17 protein-coding genes are annotated in these 18,334 nt (G+C 72.9%); 5 read left to right on the top strand and 12 right to left on the bottom strand.

The window, feature by feature from the left end; genetic code table 11:
• Positions 1 to 94 precede the first annotated feature (94 nt).
• On the top strand, positions 95 to 889 hold the full coding sequence (locus tag QOM21_RS26725; protein ID WP_407555835.1) for an alpha/beta fold hydrolase: 795 nt from the start codon (positions 95 to 97) through the stop codon (positions 887 to 889).
• A 237-nt stretch (positions 890 to 1,126) separates the two neighbouring features.
• On the top strand, positions 1,127 to 3,076 hold the full coding sequence (locus QOM21_RS26720; protein ID WP_407553557.1) for an anthranilate synthase family protein: 1,950 nt from the start codon (positions 1,127 to 1,129) through the stop codon (positions 3,074 to 3,076).
• On the opposite strand, the gene QOM21_RS26715 is transcribed toward QOM21_RS26720, so the two are convergent.
• The 5 genes from QOM21_RS26715 to QOM21_RS26695 form a co-directional block, all read right to left on the bottom strand.
• Complete coding sequence (locus tag QOM21_RS26715) at positions 3,042 to 4,058, bottom strand: 2-hydroxyacid dehydrogenase (protein ID WP_407553556.1); 1,017 nt, start codon at positions 4,056 to 4,058, stop codon at positions 3,042 to 3,044. The genes QOM21_RS26720 and QOM21_RS26715 overlap by 35 nt on opposite strands.
• Before the next feature lie 102 nt (positions 4,059 to 4,160).
• On the bottom strand, positions 4,161 to 5,189 hold the full coding sequence (locus QOM21_RS26710; RefSeq protein WP_407553555.1) for a 6-phosphofructokinase: 1,029 nt from the start codon (positions 5,187 to 5,189) through the stop codon (positions 4,161 to 4,163).
• 202 nt (positions 5,190 to 5,391) lie between these two features.
• Complete coding sequence (locus tag QOM21_RS26705) at positions 5,392 to 6,036, bottom strand: response regulator (protein WP_407555833.1); 645 nt, start codon at positions 6,034 to 6,036, stop codon at positions 5,392 to 5,394.
• Positions 6,037 to 6,059: 23 nt separating this feature from the next.
• Positions 6,060 to 7,370 carry a MacS family sensor histidine kinase gene (gene macS / locus QOM21_RS26700; RefSeq protein WP_407553554.1) on the bottom strand — a complete coding sequence of 437 codons (1,311 nt, stop codon included), beginning with the start codon at positions 7,368 to 7,370 and terminating at the stop codon, positions 6,060 to 6,062.
• 29 nt (positions 7,371 to 7,399) lie between these two features.
• Entirely contained in the window at positions 7,400 to 8,173 is a 774-nt protein-coding gene (locus QOM21_RS26695) for a lysophospholipid acyltransferase family protein (RefSeq protein WP_393892246.1), read from the bottom strand.
• A 220-nt stretch (positions 8,174 to 8,393) separates the two neighbouring features.
• Here QOM21_RS26695 and QOM21_RS26690 point away from each other — a divergent pair, with 220 nt between their 5' ends.
• Both QOM21_RS26690 and QOM21_RS26685 read left to right on the top strand, forming a co-directional pair.
• Positions 8,394 to 9,191 (top strand): alpha/beta hydrolase, encoded by a 798-nt coding sequence (locus QOM21_RS26690; protein WP_407553553.1) that lies wholly within the window; start codon positions 8,394 to 8,396, stop codon positions 9,189 to 9,191.
• Positions 9,178 to 9,930, top strand: coding sequence for a hypothetical protein (locus tag QOM21_RS26685; RefSeq protein ID WP_407553552.1), 753 nt, complete (start codon positions 9,178 to 9,180; stop codon positions 9,928 to 9,930). Before QOM21_RS26690 ends, QOM21_RS26685 begins: the two co-directional genes overlap by 14 nt.
• A gap of 19 nt (positions 9,931 to 9,949) precedes the next feature.
• Here the strand turns inward: QOM21_RS26685 and QOM21_RS26680 are convergent, their stop codons facing one another.
• From QOM21_RS26680 to QOM21_RS26655, 6 genes are all read right to left on the bottom strand, one after another.
• Complete coding sequence (locus QOM21_RS26680; RefSeq protein WP_407553551.1) at positions 9,950 to 10,708, bottom strand: endonuclease/exonuclease/phosphatase family protein; 759 nt, start codon at positions 10,706 to 10,708, stop codon at positions 9,950 to 9,952.
• Between the two features lie 5 nt (positions 10,709 to 10,713).
• The gene (locus tag QOM21_RS26675) at positions 10,714 to 11,655 is read right to left on the bottom strand and encodes an ROK family glucokinase (protein ID WP_393892242.1); all 942 of its coding nucleotides are present in this window, start codon (positions 11,653 to 11,655) and stop codon (positions 10,714 to 10,716) included.
• A gap of 90 nt (positions 11,656 to 11,745) precedes the next feature.
• A complete protein-coding gene (locus QOM21_RS26670; RefSeq protein WP_407553550.1) occupies positions 11,746 to 12,237 on the bottom strand; it encodes a DUF5304 domain-containing protein in 492 nt (163 codons plus the stop codon).
• A 103-nt stretch (positions 12,238 to 12,340) separates the two neighbouring features.
• Positions 12,341 to 13,549, bottom strand: a complete 1,209-nt coding sequence (locus tag QOM21_RS26665; RefSeq protein ID WP_407553549.1) for an ArsA family ATPase — start codon at positions 13,547 to 13,549, stop codon at positions 12,341 to 12,343.
• A gap of 2 nt (positions 13,550 to 13,551) precedes the next feature.
• Positions 13,552 to 14,025 carry an SRPBCC family protein gene (locus QOM21_RS26660; protein ID WP_407553548.1) on the bottom strand — a complete coding sequence of 158 codons (474 nt, stop codon included), beginning with the start codon at positions 14,023 to 14,025 and terminating at the stop codon, positions 13,552 to 13,554.
• A 189-nt stretch (positions 14,026 to 14,214) separates the two neighbouring features.
• The gene (locus QOM21_RS26655) at positions 14,215 to 14,991 is read right to left on the bottom strand and encodes a metallophosphoesterase (protein ID WP_407553547.1); all 777 of its coding nucleotides are present in this window, start codon (positions 14,989 to 14,991) and stop codon (positions 14,215 to 14,217) included.
• Positions 14,992 to 15,263: 272 nt separating this feature from the next.
• Here QOM21_RS26655 and QOM21_RS26650 point away from each other — a divergent pair, with 272 nt between their 5' ends.
• Complete coding sequence (locus QOM21_RS26650; RefSeq protein WP_407553546.1) at positions 15,264 to 17,060, top strand: AMP-dependent synthetase/ligase; 1,797 nt, start codon at positions 15,264 to 15,266, stop codon at positions 17,058 to 17,060.
• A gap of 73 nt (positions 17,061 to 17,133) precedes the next feature.
• On the opposite strand, the gene QOM21_RS26645 is transcribed toward QOM21_RS26650, so the two are convergent.
• Positions 17,134 to 18,276 (bottom strand): glycosyltransferase family 4 protein, encoded by a 1,143-nt coding sequence (locus tag QOM21_RS26645; protein ID WP_407553545.1) that lies wholly within the window; start codon positions 18,274 to 18,276, stop codon positions 17,134 to 17,136.
• Between the last annotated feature and the right edge of the window lie 58 nt (positions 18,277 to 18,334).

Below are 18,334 nucleotides of genomic sequence, written 5' to 3'. Positions count from 1 at the left end.
GGCCCCAACGGGCAAGGGTGAGGGGTGAGTTGTGCGAAGCGCGTCATCGAGCAGGCCGGGAACGACGGGTACGGCGGACGTCAACGGGATCAGCATCGGCTACGACGACCGGGGCAGCGGCGTGCCCCTCGTCCTCCTCCACGGGCACCCCTTCGACCGCACGATGTGGGCACCGCAGCTCGCGGCCTTCGGGGGCGCGGGCGCGCCCCCCGGGGTGCGCGTGATCGCACCGGATCTGCGGGGCTACGGCGCCTCGACCGTCGTCCCCGGCGTCACTCCCCTTGAGACCTTCGCCCGCGACACCGCCGCACTGCTGGACGACCTGGGGCTCGCCGGCGAGCGCGTCGTGCTCGGCGGACTGTCCATGGGCGGCCAGATCGCCATGGAGTTCGCCCGGCTCTTCCCCGGCCGGCTGCGCGGGCTGCTGCTCGCCGACACCTTCGCGCAGGCGGAGACCGCCGCGGGCAAGGACGCGCGCAACGCCGCCGCCGACCGGCTGCTGCGCGAGGGCCTGGCCGGCTACACGGCCGAGGTCCTGGACAGGATGATTGCTCCCTACACCGTCACGGGCCGGCCCGAAATCGCCGCGCACGTCCGCCGCATGATGCTCGGCGCACCCCCGGAGGGCGCCGCGGCGGCCCTCCGCGGCCGGGCAGAACGACCCGACTACACCGCGACGCTGAGCCGCCTCCCGGTCCCGGCGCTGGTGGTCGTCGGGCGGGACGACACCTACACGCCGGTCGCGGACGCGGAGTTCCTGCACCGTACGCTCCCCGACGCGACGCTCGCCGTCATCGAGGACGCCGCGCACCTGCCGAACCTGGAGCAGAGCGCCCGCTTCGACGACGCCCTGCGGGCCTTCCTGGCGCGCCTCCTGCCACGGCCCTGACCCGCCGCCGCCCGGCCGCGGCCCCGCCACGGACACCGCCCGCGGCCCGTCCCGCCATCCGGTAGGGTGCCGTCCATGCACGCGCAATCGACGACGACCATGAACTGGTGGTGGACCGCTCATCCGGCGGCCCACTGATTCGCGCGCACACCACAGACTCCGCGAAAGGCCGCCCGAGGGGCGGCCTTTCGTCGTAAGGCGGGCCGGTCCTCCTCCCCGGAAGGAACCAACCCCGCCATGCACCGCGAGCCCCTTGCCCCCGATGCCACCGCGCTCGTCCAGCGGCTGCTCGACCCCGCCTGCCCACCGTTCGCCCTGCTGCGCCGCCGCTCCCCCGGCCGGGAGGCGGCCGACCGCGTCGAGGTGCTGATCGGTGAGGTCGAGGAGGTCGAGCGGCTGGCCGACATCCCCCTGGGCGACGGGACTCCGCAGGCGCCGGTCACCGACGCGCTCGCGCTGATCCCCTTCCGGCAGATCCGCGAGCGCGGCTTCCACGCCCACGACGACGGCACCCCGCTCGCCGTGCTGCGCCCCCGCGAAACCTGCGAACTTCCCCTGGACGACGTGCTGGCGGCCCTCCCCGCGCACGAGGTCCAGGTGGCGGACGGGGCCTTCGACGTGGACGACGCGGCGTACGCGGAGATCGTCGAGCGGGTGGTCCGGGACGAGATCGGCAGCGGCGAGGGCGCCAACTTCGTCATCCGCAGGACGTTCGAGGGCGAGATCGCAGACTTCTCCGCGGCCGACGCGCTGGCGCTGTTCGGCCGGCTGCTGGCCGGTGAGCGCGGCGCGTACTGGACGTACGTGGTGCACCGCCCCGGCCTGCGCACCCTGGTCGGGGCCAGCCCCGAGGTGCATGTGCGGATGACCGGCGGCACGGTCGTGATGAACCCCATCAGCGGGACCTACCGCTACCCGGCCGGGGGTCCCACCCCCGAGAGCCTGCTGGCCTTCCTCGGCGACCGCAAGGAGGTCGAGGAGCTGTCCATGGTGGTGGACGAGGAGCTGAAGATGATGTGCACCGTCGGCGACAAGGGCGGTGTGGTGGTCGGGCCCCGGCTCAAGGAGATGGCCCATCTCGCGCACACCGAGTACGAGCTGCGCGGCCGCTCCACCCTCGACGTGCGCGAGGTCCTCAAGGAGACGATGTTCGCGGCGACGGTCACCGGGTCGCCGGTGCAGAACGCCTGCCGTGTCATCGAGCGGCACGAGCCGGCCGGCACCGACGGGCGGGGCCGCGGCTACTACGCCGGGGCGCTGGCCCTGATCGGCCGCGACGCGGGCGGCGCGCAGACCCTGGACTCGCCGATCCTGATCCGTACCGCCGACATCGCGGCGGACGGGCGGCTGCGCGTCCCCGTCGGCGCCACCCTGGTCAGGGCCTCCGACCCGCACAGCGAGGTCGCCGAGACGCACGCCAAGGCGGCGGGCGTGCTCACCGTCCTCGGGGCACGGCAGGCTCCGGAGCGGGCCGGCACCGCGCAGCCGGCCCCGCGGCTGGCGGACGACCCGCGGGTCCGGGCCGCGCTGGACGCCCGCCGCGCGGATCTGGCCCCCTTCTGGCTGCGGATGCAGACCACCGCGCCGATCGCCGCGCTGCACGGTCACGCCCTGGTCATCGACGCCGAGGACACCTTCACCGCGATGCTGGCGCACCTGCTGCGCACCTCGGGCCTGACCGTCACCGTCCGCCGGTACGACGAGCCGGGGCTGCGCGAGGCCGCCCGCACGCACCAGGGACCCGTCGTGCTCGGCCCCGGCCCCGGAAACCCGTCCGACGCCGCCGACCCCAAGATGCGCTTTCTGCGGTCGCTGACCGCGGAACTGGTCGCGGGACACCGGCACGGTCTGCTCGGTGTCTGCCTCGGGCACGAACTGCTCGCCGCGGAGCTGGGGCTGGAGATCGTCCGCAAGGAGGTGCCGTTCCAGGGCGCCCAGGAGCGCATCGACTTCTTCGGGCGCCCCGAGACGGTCGGCTTCTACAACACCTTCACGGCCCGGTGCGACGACACCACAGCGGCCGAACTGGCGATGCACCGCGTGGAGTTGAGCCGGGACGCGGAGACCGGGGAGGTGCACGCGCTGCGCGGCCCCGGCTTCGCCGGCGTGCAGTTCCACCCCGAGTCGGTGCTGACTCTGGACGGCGCCTCGGTCACCGCGCAGCTGCTGGCAGCTGTCCTCGTGTGACCAGCATGTTCTCGTTGGTGCGGCCGGCCAGGTGATCCTCGACATTGCGCACGGTGGTCTCGATGATCCGGCCGACCGCCTCTTCGGTGAAGTACGCCTGGTGGGAGGTGATCAGCACGTTCGAGAACGTCATCAGGCGGGCGAGGGTGTCGTCGCCGATGCCCTCCACGGACTTGTCGAAGAAGAACAGCCCGGCCTCCTCCTCGTAGACGTCCAGGCCGACGCCGGTGAGCCGGCCGGCCTTGAGCGTCTCGACGAGGGCGGCGGCGTCGACGAGTCCGCCGCGGCTGGAGTTGATGAGGATCGCGTCGTCCTTCATCGCGGCCAGCGCGGCGGCGTCGACCAGGTGGCGGGTGGCCGCCACCAGCGGGACGTGCAGACTCACCAGGTCGGCCTCGGCGAACAGCTGCTCCGGGCCGACGTACGTCATCCCGAGCTCCGCGCAGCGCGGGTTCTCGGTGACGTCCCAGCCCAGCAGGCGCATACCGAAGCCATGGGCGATCCGGCTGAACGCCTCGCCGATCCTGCCGGTGCCGAGCACGCCCGCCGTACGGCCGCGCAGGTCGCGGCCCATCAGGCCGTCCAGCCGGAAGTCGAAGTTGCGGGTGCGGTGGGCGGCCCGTACGAGGTGCCGGTTCACGGCCAGGGCGAGCGCCCAGGCGAACTCGGCCACCGCGTAGGGCGAGTAGGAGGCGACCCGGCCGACACTCAGTCCGAGGTCGGCCGCCGCCTGGAGATCGATGTTGTTGAAGCCGGTGGCGCGCTGGGCGATCATCTTCGTGCCGCCGGCCGCGAGGGACTGCAGCACCTCCGCACTCAGATCGGCGTTCACGCTGGTGCTGACGATCTCGTAGTGCTGCGCGATGGGTGCGGTGTCGCGGTTGAGGAAGATGTCCAGGCTGCGCACCTGGTGACGGCCCGCGAAGGCCCTCTCCAGCAGGGGACGCTCGTCCGCCTGCACACCGAATGCCAAGATCTCCACGGCTGCTCCCGCCGGTCCTCTCGCTGCGAATGTACGGCCGCTCGCTCAGCGGTGCCGTCCGCGGACGGCGGGAGCGGCGGGAGTGCGTGACGCTGTCGCGGCTCAGCCGAAGAAGACCCCGGCCTCGGCGTAGAGCACGGGATCGACGGTCTTCAGCTTCGCCGTCGCCTCCGCGATCGGCACCCGCACGATGTCCGTGCCGCGCAGCGCGACCATCGTGCCGAAGTCGCCGTCGCGCACCGCCTCGATGGCGTGCAGCCCGAAGCGGGTGGCCAGCCAGCGGTCGAAGGCGCTGGGGGTGCCGCCCCGCTGGGTGTGCCCGAGGACGGTCGTACGGGCCTCCTTGCCGGTGCGCGACTCGATCTCCTTGGCCAGCCACTCCCCCACGCCCGACAGCCGGACATGGCCGAAGGAGTCGGTGCTCCCGTCCTTCAGCACCATCTGCCCGTCCTTGGGCATCGCGCCCTCGGCGACCACCACGATCGGGGCGTAGCGGACCTTGAAGCGGGACTCGATCCAGGCGCAGACCTCTTCGATGTCGAAGCGTTGCTCGGGGATGAGGATGGCGTTCGCGCCGCCGGCCAGGCCGGAGTGCAGGGCGATCCAGCCGGCGTGCCGGCCCATCACCTCGACGACCAGCACCCGCATATGCGATTCGGCGGTGGTGTGCAGCCGGTCGATGGCCTCGGTGGCGACGCCGACGGCGGTGTCGAAACCGAAGGTGTAGTCGGTGGCCGAGAGGTCGTTGTCGATCGTCTTGGGGACGCCGACGCAGGGCACGCCGTACTCGCCGGAGAGCCGGGTGGCGACGCCCAGGGTGTCCTCGCCGCCGATCGTGATCAGCGCGTCGACCTCCTGCTTGGCCAGCGTCTCCTTGATCCGGTGGACGCCGTCCTGCTCCTTGAAGGGATTGGTGCGCGACGAGCCCAGGATCGTGCCTCCGCGAGGCAGGATGCCGCGGACCGCCGGGATGTCCAGCGGCACCGTGTCGCCCTCCAGCGGGCCGCGCCAGCCGTCCCGGAAGCCGACGAAGTCATATCCGTACTCCTGGGTGCCCTTGCGGACGACGCCCCTGATCACCGCGTTCAGACCGGGGCAGTCGCCACCGCCGGTCAGCACTCCGACCCGCATCGCTGCTTCACCTACATCCCGTCAGTGGCCGCGTACGGCCATGCATGAGCCGACCCTCGTCACGTTAGTGGTGATTTGGGGCACTCCGGGACAAGGCGCACGCCGATTTCGTTGATTCACCGGGGAGTTGAGGCGGGGCGTTCACCCGTACGAGCGGATCACCCTGCGGGTCCTGCACCCGGCCGCTGACGGCGGCGGCCGGCTACGCGTCGTCGAGGCCGCGCTCGATGGCGTAGCGCACCAGCTCCACGCGGTTGTGCAACTGCAGCTTGCCGAGGGTGTTCTGGACGTGGTTTTGGACCGTGCGGTGCGAGATGACCAGCCGCTCGGCGATCTGCTTGTACGAGAGGCCCTTGGCCACCAGCCGCAGCACCTCGGTCTCCCGCTCCGTCAGCTGCGGCGCGCCCGGCTCGTCGGCCGTCGCCAGCTCGGGCTCCGTCGCCAGCCTGCGGTACTCACCGAGCACCAGCCCTGCAAGGCCGGGAGTGAACACCGGATCGCCCACGGCGGTACGGCGCACCGCGTCCAACAGCTCCTGCGTACTGGCCGACTTCAGCAGATAGCCGGTCGCACCCGACTTGACCGCCTCCAGGACATCGGCGTGCTCACCGCTCGCGGAGAGCACCAGCACCCGCAGCGTCGGATCGGCGCCGACGAGTTCCTTGCACACCTGGGCGCCGGGCAGGCCCGGCAGATTGAGGTCCAGGACCAGCACATCGGGCGCCACGGCCTGCGCCCTGCGCACGGCCTGGAGGCCGTCACCGGCCGTCGCCACCACATCGAACCCGGCCTCGGCCAGGTCCCGCGCGACCGCGTCCCGCCACATCGGGTGGTCGTCGACCACCATCACCTTCAGGGCCGCCTGCTCACTCACGCGTTCACCTTCCCCCGTCCGCCGTCCCCGGGCGCCGCGCCCTTGGGGACCTTCAACTCCACTTCCGTGCCCTGGCCCGGGACCGAGATCCAGTCGGCGCTGCCGCCCAGCTCCCGCAGCCGCCCGCGGATCGACAGGGCAACTCCCAGCCGGCCCTCGCGCTCGGCGTCCGCGAGCCGGCCCTCGGGAATGCCGGGGCCGTCGTCGCGCACTGTCACGATCACCGTGTCCGGTTCGTCCTCCACCAGGATCCACGCGTGGGCGCCGGCCCCCGCGTGCACCCGCACATTGTCCAACGCGGCACCGACAGCGGCCGTCAGCTCCGCCGCCGCGGCCGCCGGCAGCACGACCGGGGCGCCGGGCTCGGAGAAAGTGACACCGGCGTTCGCGTACGGCGCGAGCAGCGCCCGGACGTCGCACGGCTCGCCGGACGTCTCCGGGGACAGCTCGGGGCCCGGGGCCCGGGGCGCCGCTCCGGCCGGCTGCGCGGGCTCCGCCGTCCCGGCCGGCGCGGGCTCGCGCTGCGGTGGCACCAGACCGCTGGAGACCAGGGTGCGCAGCGCCACCTCCTGCTCGCCCGCCATCCGGCCCAGCTCGCCCGCCTCCCCGCCGATCTCGGCGCCGCGCCGCTGCACCATCGCCAGGACCTGCAGCACGCTGTCGTGGATGTCGCGGGCCAGCCGCTCCCGCTCCCGGGTGGCGGCCTCGATCTGCAGGGCGCGGGCGAGGGTGCGCTCACTGGCGCGGGCCACCTCGACGACATAGCCGATCGCGACGCTGGCCACCCACACCAGGACGACGTTGTGGATGGTGTCGCGGGCCAGCTCCTGGCGCTCGACGAGGTTGGCGACGGCGACCGCGCTGGAGGCCACGGCGGCCCACCGCCAGCCGCCCTTGATCGCGAAGCCCAGGACGGCACCCGCCGTCCAGATGGAGGGCAGCGTCGGGGCGCCGTCCATGATGCGGGCGTGGGTGTCGACCAGTGGCGTGAGCAGAATGCCGCCGACGGCGAAGCCGAGGTCGGCGAGCAGGAACCTGCGGGTGCAGCGCTCGGCGGAGGTCGTACGGCGCCAGGTCAGCAGCATCCAGACCGTGAGCGCCCCCATGTAGGCGGCGGCTCCCGGCGGGTGCTCGTAGTTCTGATAGGAGAGGCCGACCAGACCCAGGGCGTAGACGAGGGTGAGGATCCGGTAGCCGGTGAGCGCGCGCCACAGCGGGAGCTCGACGGACATCCGCAGCGGCGCCGGGCGCTTGCCCGCCCGCCGGGCCGCGTCGCCGCCCACCGTCCGTATGTCCGTATCCGTCATGCCGGCCCCCACCCCTCGCCGGGCGCGCGTTACGCCCCGGCCTCGGCCTTGCCCCTGCTGCCCTTGCCGGCCGCGCCGTCGTCCTTCGCGGCCTGCTCCGCCTCGGCCTTCTTGCGGGCCTGCTCCGCCTTCGCCCGGTCGGCGATCTGCCGCTTGGCGGCCGTCGCGTAGACGTCGACGTACTCCTGGCCCGAGAGCTTCATGATCTCGTACATGACCTCGTCGGTGACCGACCGCAGGATGAAGCGGTCGCCCTCCATGCCCTGATAGCGGGTGAAGTCCAGCGGCTTGCCGATGCGGATGCCGGGCCGGATCATCTTCGGCACGACCTTGCCCGGCGGCTGCACCTTCTCGGTGTCGATCATCGCGACGGGGATGACCGGGGCGCCGGTGGCCAGGGCGACCCGCGCCAGACCGCCCGGCTTGCCGCGGTAGAGCCGGCCGTCCGGTGAACGGGTGCCCTCCGGATAGATGCCGAACAGCTCACCCCGCTCCAGCACCTCTATGCCGCTCTTGATCGCCGCCTCGCCGGCGCCGCGGGCGCCCGAGCGGTCGACCGGCAGCTGGCCCACGCCCTTGAAGAAGGCCGCCGTCAGCTTGCCCTTGACCCCCGGGGAGGTGAAGTACTCGGCCTTCGCGATGAAGGTCACCTTGCGGTCGAGCACCGCGGGCAGGAAGAAGGAGTCCGAGAAGGACAGATGGTTGCTCGCGAGGATCGCCGGACCCTCGGCGGGGATGTTCTCGATGCCTTCCACCCAGGGGCGGAAGGCAAGCTTCAGCGACCCGCCGATGGAAAACTTCATTGCGCCGTAGATCAACCGACTGCCTCCTGTGTGTGACGCAAAGACCTTAACCCGACTCGGCGCCCCCCTCGCCGCGGCGGGGCTGCGACGTGCTGCGCGACGGTCACCGGCCGTCGGTCGCCCGGGGCCGTGAGCCGCCTCCGCCGGACCTATCCGCCCGCCGTCACTCCGCGTACCCTGAGGTAACTCGCCAGGCCCCCTCATCGATCGGAGTTCCCCGGTGCCGCTCCTTCCCGGAGCCGAACCGTTCCGCCGTGACGGCGGAGAGGTCGGCGTCCTTGTGTGCCACGGCTTCACCGGCTCCCCTCAGTCCGTACGCCCCTGGGCCGAATATCTGGCCGACCGCGGGCTGACCGTCTCCCTGCCGCTGCTTCCCGGCCACGGCACCCGCTGGCAGGACCTGCAGGTCACGACCTGGCAGGACTGGTACGCCGAGGTCGACCGCGAGCTGCGGGCGCTGTCCGAGCGCTGCACGAAGGTCTTCATCTGCGGACTGTCGATGGGTGGCGCGCTGGCGCTGCGGCTGGCCGCCAAGCACGGCGACGCGATCAGCGGGCTGGCCCTGGTCAACCCGGCCAACCGGGTGCACGACAAGGCCGGCGCCCTGCTGCCGGTGCTGCGCTATGTGGTGCGGACCACCAAGGGGTTGGCGAGCGACATCGCCAAGCCGGGCGCCGCGGAGGTCGGTTACGACCGCACACCGCTGCACGCCGCGCACTCCGTGCGCAGGTTCTTCCTCCAGGTCGACTCCGAACTCCCGCAGGTCACCCAGCCGTTGCTGGTGATGACCAGCCCGCAGGACCACGTCGTGCCGCCGGTGGACTCCGAGCGCATCCTGAGCCGGGTGTCCTCCCAGGACGTCCGGCAGAAGCTCCTGGAGCGCAGCTACCACGTCGCGACGCTGGACCACGACGCGGAGCAGATCTTCGAGGACACCTTCGCCTTCCTCGCCCGGCTCGCGCCGGAGGTGCGGGCGGGCGCGGTCGAGGAGGGGACGGCGGCCAGTGGTGGAGCGTAGCCCCCGCGACCCCCGGGACCCGCTGGACGAAGAGGCCGCGTGGGCGGAGATCGTCGCGGGCTACGGCGAGGAGCCGCAGTTCCCGGCGGCGGACGACGGCCGGGACGATCAGGACCGAGAGGACGACCGGGACGACCAGGACGGCCGGACCGGTCAGGACGGCTCGGACGCGGCCGGATCACACGACGACGGCGCCACCGCCCGGCCCGCGGGCTCCGCGGGTCCGGCCGGCATCCCGGCTGTCCCGGGCGCCCTGGATCTGACGAAGCCGGAGACGGACACCGCGGACGCGCCGGCGGCCGAGGGCGCCGGGTCCGGCGATGCCGCGGACGGCGGCAGCGGGACGGAAGAGAAGCGGCCGGAGCGCGGCACCCCCGGCGGCCCGGCCGGTGACGCCGTCGGCAGCTTCGTGGTCTACGCGCCGGGCGTCGGGCCGCGCGACTGGGACGCCGCGCAGCCGTCCGACGAGGACTTCGACGAGTCGGACGAGGGGCACTTCACCCCGCCCGAGCCGCCTCCGCTGCCCGAGGCCGACGTCACCACCAAGTTCGCCTGGATCGCGGTGCTCGGCGGGCCGTTGCTGCTGGTGTTGATGGTGCTGTTCCAGCAGCCGGTGACGTGGTGGATCTCGGTCCTGGGCATCGGCGGCTTCCTCGGCGGATTCGCCACCCTGGTGGCCCGGATGAAGCAGGACGACGAGGACGACGAGGGGATGCCGGGCGGCGGCGCGGTGGTGTGAGCGGTCCGGCCCGCGGCGCTCAGCCGCCGGCCGGCACCCGCAGGGCCGCCAGCACCGGCAGATGGTCGGTGGCCGCGCGGAGGTCCGCCTCCCGCACCCCCGGCAGGCCGTGCGGCACCCCGCAGCCCAGGACCTCGATGCCGTCGGTGGTGAACACCGCGTCGATGCGCTGGTGCGGATCGTCCGGCGTCGAGGTGTACTCCCCGCCCCACGGCTTCGCCGCCCACGCGTCGGTCAGCGCCCCCGCCAGCCGCTGGAAGCTGCGGCCACGGGGCCGGTCGTTGAGGTCCCCGGCGGCGACGGCGTACGGCACGTCCCAGTGCGCCAGCCGATCCAGCAGCAGTCCGGCCTGTGCGTGGCGCTCCGCCGCGGCGAGGCTGAGGTGACAGCTGAGCACCCCGAGCCTTGCGCCGCCGATGCGGACCACGGCGGTGGCGAAACCGCGCTGGTGCAGGCCGGGCGTGCGGGGCAGCAGGACGTCCTCGGTGCGCTCCACATGGGCGCGCAGCGAGGACAGGATCATCGGGCCCGCGGTGGTGCCGCCGCCGGTGACGTACACCAGGCCGCAGGAGCGGGCCAGCCGCTCGGCGGCCTTGCGCCAGCGGAAGAACCGCGGCGCCTCCTGGATGAGCACGAGATCGGGGGCGCAGGCCCGGATGACCCGGGTCAGCGCCGCCCGATCGTCGCGCAACGAGCGGATGTTGTAGCTGAGCACACGGACGATCGCGGAGTCCTCCTCCGTGCCGGACGCGGGAAGTCCGGGCCGCTCAGCCACCATCGCGGTCAGCCCTGTCGGGCCAGGTCGGCCGCACCGACCAGACCGGCCTTGCCGCCGAGCTGGGCGGCGAGCACCTGGGCGTGCGGCCGCCACTGATTGCCGACCAGCCAGCGGCGGAAGGACTTGCGGATCGGGCCGAGGACCAGCTCGCCCTCGTCCGAGACGCCGCCGCCGACGATGAAGGCGGACGGGTCGAAGAGCGAGGCGAGGTCGGCCAGGCCCGCGCCGGCCCAACGGGCCAGTTCGCGGAACGAGTCGATGGCGACCGGGTCGCCCTGGCGGGCCGCCTCGCTGATGTGCCGGCCCTCGATGCCCTCGGAGGTGCCGTCGCCGAGCGAGAGGAGCACCGCGGCGTTCTCGGGGGTGGCGAAGGCACGCTGGCGGGCGTAGCGCAGCAGGGCGCGGCCGGAGGCGTACTGCTCCCAGCAGCCCTGGCTGCCGCAGCCGCACAGCAGTCCGTCGGGGACGACCCGGATGTGGCCGAACTCCGCGGCGACGCCGAAGCGGCCGCGGCGCAGCTTGTTGCCGATGATGATGCCGCCGCCCAGGCCGGTGCCGAGGGTGATGCAGATGACGTCGCTGTGGCCCTGGCCCGCGCCGAACTTGTACTCGCCCCAGGCCGCGGCGTTGGCGTCGTTCTCGACGACGACGGGGAGTCCGACGCGCTGTTCGACCCTGTCCTTGAGCGGCTCGTGGCGCCAGTCGATGTTCGGGGCGAAGAGGACCGTGGCCCGCTTCTCGTCGACATAGCCGGCTGCACCGATACCGACCGCCTCGATCTGGTGGCCGGAACCGACCCGGCGGACGGCGTCCGCGATGGCTTCCGTCAGCTCGTCGGTGGCCTGCGGAGTCGGCACCTTGCACGTCTCCAGGATCGAGCCCTCTTCGTCGACCACGCCGGCCGCGATCTTCGTGCCGCCGATGTCAACGCCGATGGTGAGTCCCATGTGTCCCTCAGTTATTCGCTCGAACCCCGCCGGGAACCACCGTACCGGAGGTCACGGCGGCGTCCGGGCCCATGAGCCTTCAGGAACAGGTCAGTCGAGATCGATCCGCTCGGTGCCGGTGGGGCCGTCGTCGTCGCGCGGATCGTCACCGCGGGCGCCCTTGCCCGGGCTGCCGGGCCGGTCGTCGAGGTCGTCGCGGGTCCAGCGGCGCTCGCTGCCCTCGACGGCCGAGCGGTAGGCGGCGAGCAGCTCGGAGCCGGCCGCCGCGAGGTGGTCGAAGATCTCCGGGTTGCGCTCGACGACCGGCTCGACCGCGGCCTTGGCCTGCTTCAGCAGCTGGTTGACCGCGCCCTGTGCGGCGATCCCGCCGAGGGCGCCGGGCAGCTGGATCCCGGCGAGCTTGTCGGTCACGGCGTCGGCGAGCTTGCGCAGCTCCTCCGCCGCGCTGCCGGGCTGCGGCCCGAATTCGGTACGGCGTCGCGCCTGCTCGGACGCGAGGTCCTCGGCGCACGCCCTCTCCCAGGCATCGGCGTCGGGCTCGGCGGCCGTGTGGTCGGCGGGGCGCTCGGTGGCATCACTCATGACGATCTCCGTGGACTCCTGCGGCGCGGCGGGTGCGGCGACGGTTGGGGCGGACTGCGGAGCGGGACTCACCCTCGACGGTACCCGAACGGCGGGAGGACGTTCAGTGGCTCTGCGGCCACAGAGCGGGGTCGGGGGTGAAGCGGATCTCCAGCACGCCGTCCCGGAGTCCGGCGCCGGAGACGGTGCAGCGGCGCAGTGCGGAGGGGAGCGTCCGGATGCGGCGGAAGCGCCCTGCGCTGACGACGATCTCGTCGCCGCGCCGCACCAGCCCGAGGGTGTCCCGCTCGGCGCCGGGCAGCGGCACCCGCCACACCAGGATGCCGTCGTCGGTCAGGCGGTCCTCGACGGTCCAGGGGTCGAGCTTCCCGGCGGCGGGCCGGCCCTCGCCGATCTCGCCGATCTCGCAGGCAGGACCGTCGATCAGCTCGTCGAGTTCCTCGGTGCCCTGTGGGTCGCGGCCCAGGTGCGGCACTTCGTGCAGCGGCAGGTCGGGGAATTCCTCGCGCAGCGCCTTGAGGGCGCTCTGCTGGCTGCCGGAGAGCCCGGCGAGGAAGGGGTCGGCGGAGCCGGTGGGCAGCAGCCGGTTGACGAGGACGCCGTCGGTGCGGCGGCCGTGCAGCGCGAGCCCGGCGCGCAGCGGGCGCAGGTTCGCGGCGGCGACCGGGCCGGCCTCGGTGACCAGGCGTACGGAAGTGCCGGGGTCGTCGATCACCCGCTGGACGGCGGCGAGTTCGCCCTCCCAGCGCTCCGCGGCCTCGTACAGCTTCTGGGCCGGCATCGGCACGCCGGCGAGCTGGGCGAGCACCGGGCGCAGCGCGCGGGCGGCCTGGCGTTCGGGCGGCAGCAGGCGGCGGAGGTAGCGGCGTACCTGCGCGGGCAGCGCGAGCAGCTGGATCGTCTCGGCGGCCGGGGGCATGTCGACGACGACGGTGTCCCAGTCGTCCGATCCGTGCTCGACGCGCAGCGCGTGCAGCAGCGCGAACGCCTCGGAGCCGGGGAGTTCGGTGAGTTCGTCCTCTTCGAGGGGTGCCGCGCCGAGCAGGTCCAGTGCGGCGCCGGCCCGCTCCTGGAAGGCCAGGAACTCCTGGCGGAAGCGGTCGGCGGGGTCGATCCGGCGGGCGTGCAGACCGGGGGCGATCTCGGTGGCCGCGTCGGCGGCGAGGCGGGAGCCCAGCACCGCCTCCGGCGCGGCACTCCCGGTCGTGAGCAGCAGGACGCGCGCTCCCCGCCGGGCACCTGCCAGGGCGGTGGCGGCGGCGAGCGTGGTGCGGCCCGCGCCGCCGGGGCCGGTGACGAGGACGGTGCGCACGCTCAGAGCTTCTCGGCCTCGTCGGCGGGCGCCTCGGGGCCGCTCTCGACGCGCTTCTTCAGTCCGGCCAGGGCGCGGTCGATGATGACCTTCTCGGCCTTGCGCTTGATCATGCCGAGCATGGGGATCTTGACGTCGACGGTGAGCTGGTACGTCACCTCGGTGCGGGCCCCGCCGTCGCGCGCGGCGAGGCGGTAGGAGCCGTCGAGGGCGCGCAGCATCTGCGACTTGACCAGTGACCAGCTGACCTCGTTCTCACCGGTCCAGGTGTAGGCGAGGGTGTGGTCGTCCTTGATCGCGCCGGCGTCGAGCAACAGGCGCACCTGCTCGGCGCGGCCCTGGGCGTCCTTGGCCAGCACCTCTGCCTCTTTGACCTCTCCGGTCCACTCCGGATAGCGGTCGAAGTCGGCGATCACGCCCATCACCTCGGCGGGTGCCGCCGCGATCGTGATGCTCGAGCTGGTGTGTTCGGCCATCGCCGTGACTCCTCCATGCCGATTCGTGCCGGTCCGCCGACACGCGTCAAACTCGGTGTCTCTGCTGCTGAAGGCTACCGCGCGGGGAAAGGGCGGCGGACACCAGCAGGCCCCGCGCGACCGGGCCGTCGACTACCGGCCACCCCTCGCGGTGCCGGGCGCACCGCCTCCCGCTCGGGGCCGCCGGGTTCACCACTCCAGGACGTACGGCGTCCCGGTCGCGTTGAAGTGTCCGACGTTGACGCATTCCGTCCCCCCGATGCGGACCCGGCGGGCCAGCGGCTGATGGACGTGACCGAAGAGGGAGTAGCGGGGGCGGGTGGTGCGGATGGCGTGCAGGAGCGCCGCGCTGCCGCGCTCGAAGCGGCGGGCGACGGTGTCGTAGCAGAGCTCGGGGACGTCCGGCGGGATGTGGGTGCACAGCACGTCCACCTCGCCGACCGCCTCGATCTTGGCGGCGTACTCCTCGTCGCTGATCTCGTAGGGGGTGCGCATCGGTGTCGTCAGACCGCCGCCGACGAAACCGAAGACCCGGCCGCCGATCTCCACCCGCTCCCCGTCGAGGACCGTGGTGCCGGGCCGGGCGTACTCGGGCCACAGGCGCGGGATGTCGACGTTGCCGTAGGTGGCGTAGGTGGGGGTCGGCAGCGCCGCGAAGAGGTCGGCGTACTGCTTGCGGACCGCCTCCTCGATGACCGACTCCCGGCTCGCGCCGTCGCGGTCCAGGGCGCCCCAGAGCCGGCGGCCCAGCTCGCGGGCCTCCTCGAAGCGGCGGGCGGTGCGCAGTTGGACCAGGGCGTCGGCGTTCTCCACACCGAAGAGGTCGGGGAAGATGCCGCGCGAGTGGTCGGCGTAATCGAGGAAGAGAACGAGGTCACCGAGGCAGACCACCGCATCGGCCCCGGTCCCGGCCTCGGCGAGGTCCCGGCTGTTCCCGTGTACGTCACTGACCACATGCACGCGCATGGCGCCACCCTAGAGGGCCCCGGCCGCCGCCGGGAGAGGTCCTGGACCTGCGGTTACTTTCCGGTCACCGAGGGCCTGGTCTAGTCTTCGCGGAGCAGTCCGAAGGCGTGTCCCCAAGCGTGTGACGCATAAAACATCTGGGCGTGACCCCCTATCGCTGAAGCAATACCGGTGGGTAACGTCCGGGCAGTCCGATCCCCCTTGCATGATCATGGACCGCAGCCGGTGTACACACAGCGTCGTGGCGCCGGCGCCAATGAGGAGCAGCAGTCTTGCGCGAGTTCAGCCTTCCGGCCCTGTACGAGGTCCCCGCGGACGGCAATCTGACGGATCTCATCCGCCGAAATGCCGCGCAGCACCCGGATGTTGCGGTCATGGCACGCAAGGTGAACGGTGCGTGGCAGGACGTCACCGCCACCACCTTCCTCGCCGAGGTCCGTGCCGCCGCCAAGGGCCTGATGGCCTCCGGCGTCCAGCCCGGCGACCGGGTGGGCCTGATGTCCCGCACCCGCTACGAGTGGACCCTGCTGGACTTCGCCATCTGGAGCGCGGGCGCGATCACCGTCCCGGTCTACGAGACCAGCTCCGCCGAGCAGATCCAGTGGATACTCGGCGACTCGGGCGCGGTGGCCTGCCTGGTGGAGTCCCCCGCGCACGAGGCCGCCGTCGAGTCGGTCCGCGACCGGCTGCCCGGCCTGGAGAACATCTGGCAGATCGAGCGGGACGCCATCGCACGGCTGCGCGCCGCGGGTGACGGCATCGCCGACGAGGAGGTGGACGCGCGCAGCGCCCTCGCCGACGCCGACTCCCCCGCCACCATCGTCTACACCTCCGGCACCACCGGCCGCCCCAAGGGCTGCGTGCTCTCCCACCGCAGCTTCTTCGCCGAGTGCGGCAACATCGTCGAGCGGCTGCGCCCGCTGTTCCGCACCGGCGATTCCTCGGTGCTGCTCTTCCTCCCCATCGCGCATGTCTTCGGCCGGCTGGTGCAGGTCGCCTCGGTGATGGCCCCCATCAAGCTGGGGCACGCGCCGGACATCAAGCACCTCACCGACGATCTCGCCTCCTTCCGGCCGACGATGGTCCTGGGCGTTCCGCGGGTCTTCGAGAAGGTGTACAACTCGGCGCGCGCCAAGGCCCAGGCCGACGGCAAGGTCAAGATCTTCGACAAGGCGGCGGACACCGCGATCGCCTACAGCCGTGCGCTGGAGACCCCCGAGGGCCCGGCGTTCGGCCTGAAGGTCAAGTACAAGGTCTTCGACCGGCTGGTCTACGGCAAGCTGCGCGCCGTCCTCGGCGGCCGCGCCACCCACGCCATCTCGGGCGGCGCCCCGCTCGGTGAGCGCCTGGGCCACTTCTTCCGCGGCGTCGGCTTCACCGCCCTGGAGGGCTACGGCCTGACGGAGTCCTGTGCGGCCACCGCCTTCAACCCGTGGGACCGGCAGAAGATCGGCACCGTCGGCCAGCCGCTGCCCGGCTCCGTGGTGCGGATCGCCGACGACGGCGAGGTGCTGCTGCACGGCGAGCACCTGTTCTCGGGGTACTGGAACAACGAGACGGCGACCCAGGAGGCCCTGTCCGACGGCTGGTTCCACACCGGCGACATCGGCACCCTCGACGAGGACGGCTACCTCGCCATCACCGGCCGCAAGAAGGAGATCCTGGTCACCGCGGGCGGCAAGAACGTCGCACCGGCCGTGATCGAGGACCGCATCCGGGCACACGCCCTGATCGCCGAGTGCATGGTCGTCGGCGACGGCCGTCCGTTCATCGGCGCGCTGATCACCCTCGACGAGGAGTTCCTGCCCCACTGGGCCGAGGAGCACGGCCACCCGGCCGATGTGACGCCGGCTCAGGTCGCCTCGGACCCGGAGCTGCTGGCCGCGGTGCAGCGCGCGATCGACGACGGCAACTCCGCGGTCTCCAAGGCGGAGTCGGTGCGCAAGTTCAGCGTCCTGCCGACCCAGTTCACCGAGGAGTCCGGCCATGTCACGCCGTCGCTGAAGCTCAAGCGGAACGTCGTGGCGAAGGACTTCTCCGAGGACATCGAGGCGCTCTACCGCGGCTGAAGCGGTCGTTCCGTACGGTCCGCCGGACCGGTGGGACCGGTGCGGCCGCAGGGGCCGCGCCGGTCGGGGCTCGCTACAGCAGCTCCTTGAGGCGCTCCGCGAGCAGGTCCCAGCGCCACTTCTCCTCCACCCACGCCCGTCCGCGCTCGCCCATCCTGTGCCGCAGCTCCGGGTCGCGGAGCAGGGCGACGAGCCGTTCGGCCGCGGCGGCCGGCGAGCCGCCGGGCACCACCCAGCCGGTCTCGCCGTCCAGCACCGCGTCCGGTGCGCCGCCCGAGTCGCCCGCCACCACGGGCAGTCCGGTGGCGGACGCCTCCAGGTAGACGATGCCCAGGCCCTCGACGTCGAGCCCGCCGCGTCGGGTACGGCACGGCATCGCGAAGACATCGCCCGCGCCGTAGTGCGCCGGCAGCTCCTCCCAGGGCACGGCGCCGGTGAAGCGCACCGCGTCCCCCACGCCCTTCTCGCGGGCCAGTGCCCGCAGTTCCTTGTCGTACGGGCCCCCGCCGACGATCAGCAGCACCGCGTCGGGCACCTCGGCCAGGATCGCGGGCATCGCCGCGATGAGGGTGTCCTGTCCCTTGCGGGGCACCAGGCGGGAGACGCACACCACGACCGGCCGGCCGGCGAGCCCGAGCCGGGCGCGCACCGCCTCGCCGCCCGAGCCGGGGTGGAAGGTCTTCTCGTCCACGCCCGGCGGGAGCTGCACCATCCGCGCGGCGGCCTCGTCGGTGAGCGCGCCGGCGATCCGCGAGCGGGTGTACTCACCGAGGTAGGTGAGAGTGTCGGTGCCCTCGCCGATCCGGCGCAGCAGCTGCCGGGCGGCCGGCAGCTGCGCCCAGCCCGCCTCATGGCCGTGGGTGGTCGCCACGATGCGCCGGGCGCCGGCCGAGCGGAGCGCGGGCGCCATCAGCCCGAGCGGCGCCGCCGCACCGAACCACACCGAGGAGCAGCCGTGCTCACGCAGCAGCGCGGTGGCCCGCCGGGTCACCCGCGGGGTGGGCAGCAGCATCGTCGTACGGTCGCGGATCACCGGGAACGGCTGCTCGGCGTCGAAGGCGGCGGTGGCCTCGGCGCCCTCCCTGCCGCGCTTCCAGGTCGAGGCGTACACGACGACCTGGGTGGGGTCCAGGCGCAGCGCCATGCTGTGCAGGAAGGCCTGGATACCGCCGGGACGGGGCGGGAAGTCGTTCGTGACGATCAAGGTCTTGTGCACGATGGTCTCTCGGCGGTCGGGGCGGCGGGCGGTCCGCGCCGGCGGGCCCGGCGGGTCG

The sequence above is a fragment of the Streptomyces sp. Pv4-95 genome, assembly GCF_045782725.1.
Taxonomy (GTDB): domain Bacteria; phylum Actinomycetota; class Actinomycetes; order Streptomycetales; family Streptomycetaceae; genus Streptomyces.
This window is presented reverse-complemented; position numbering and strand designations above follow the sequence as displayed.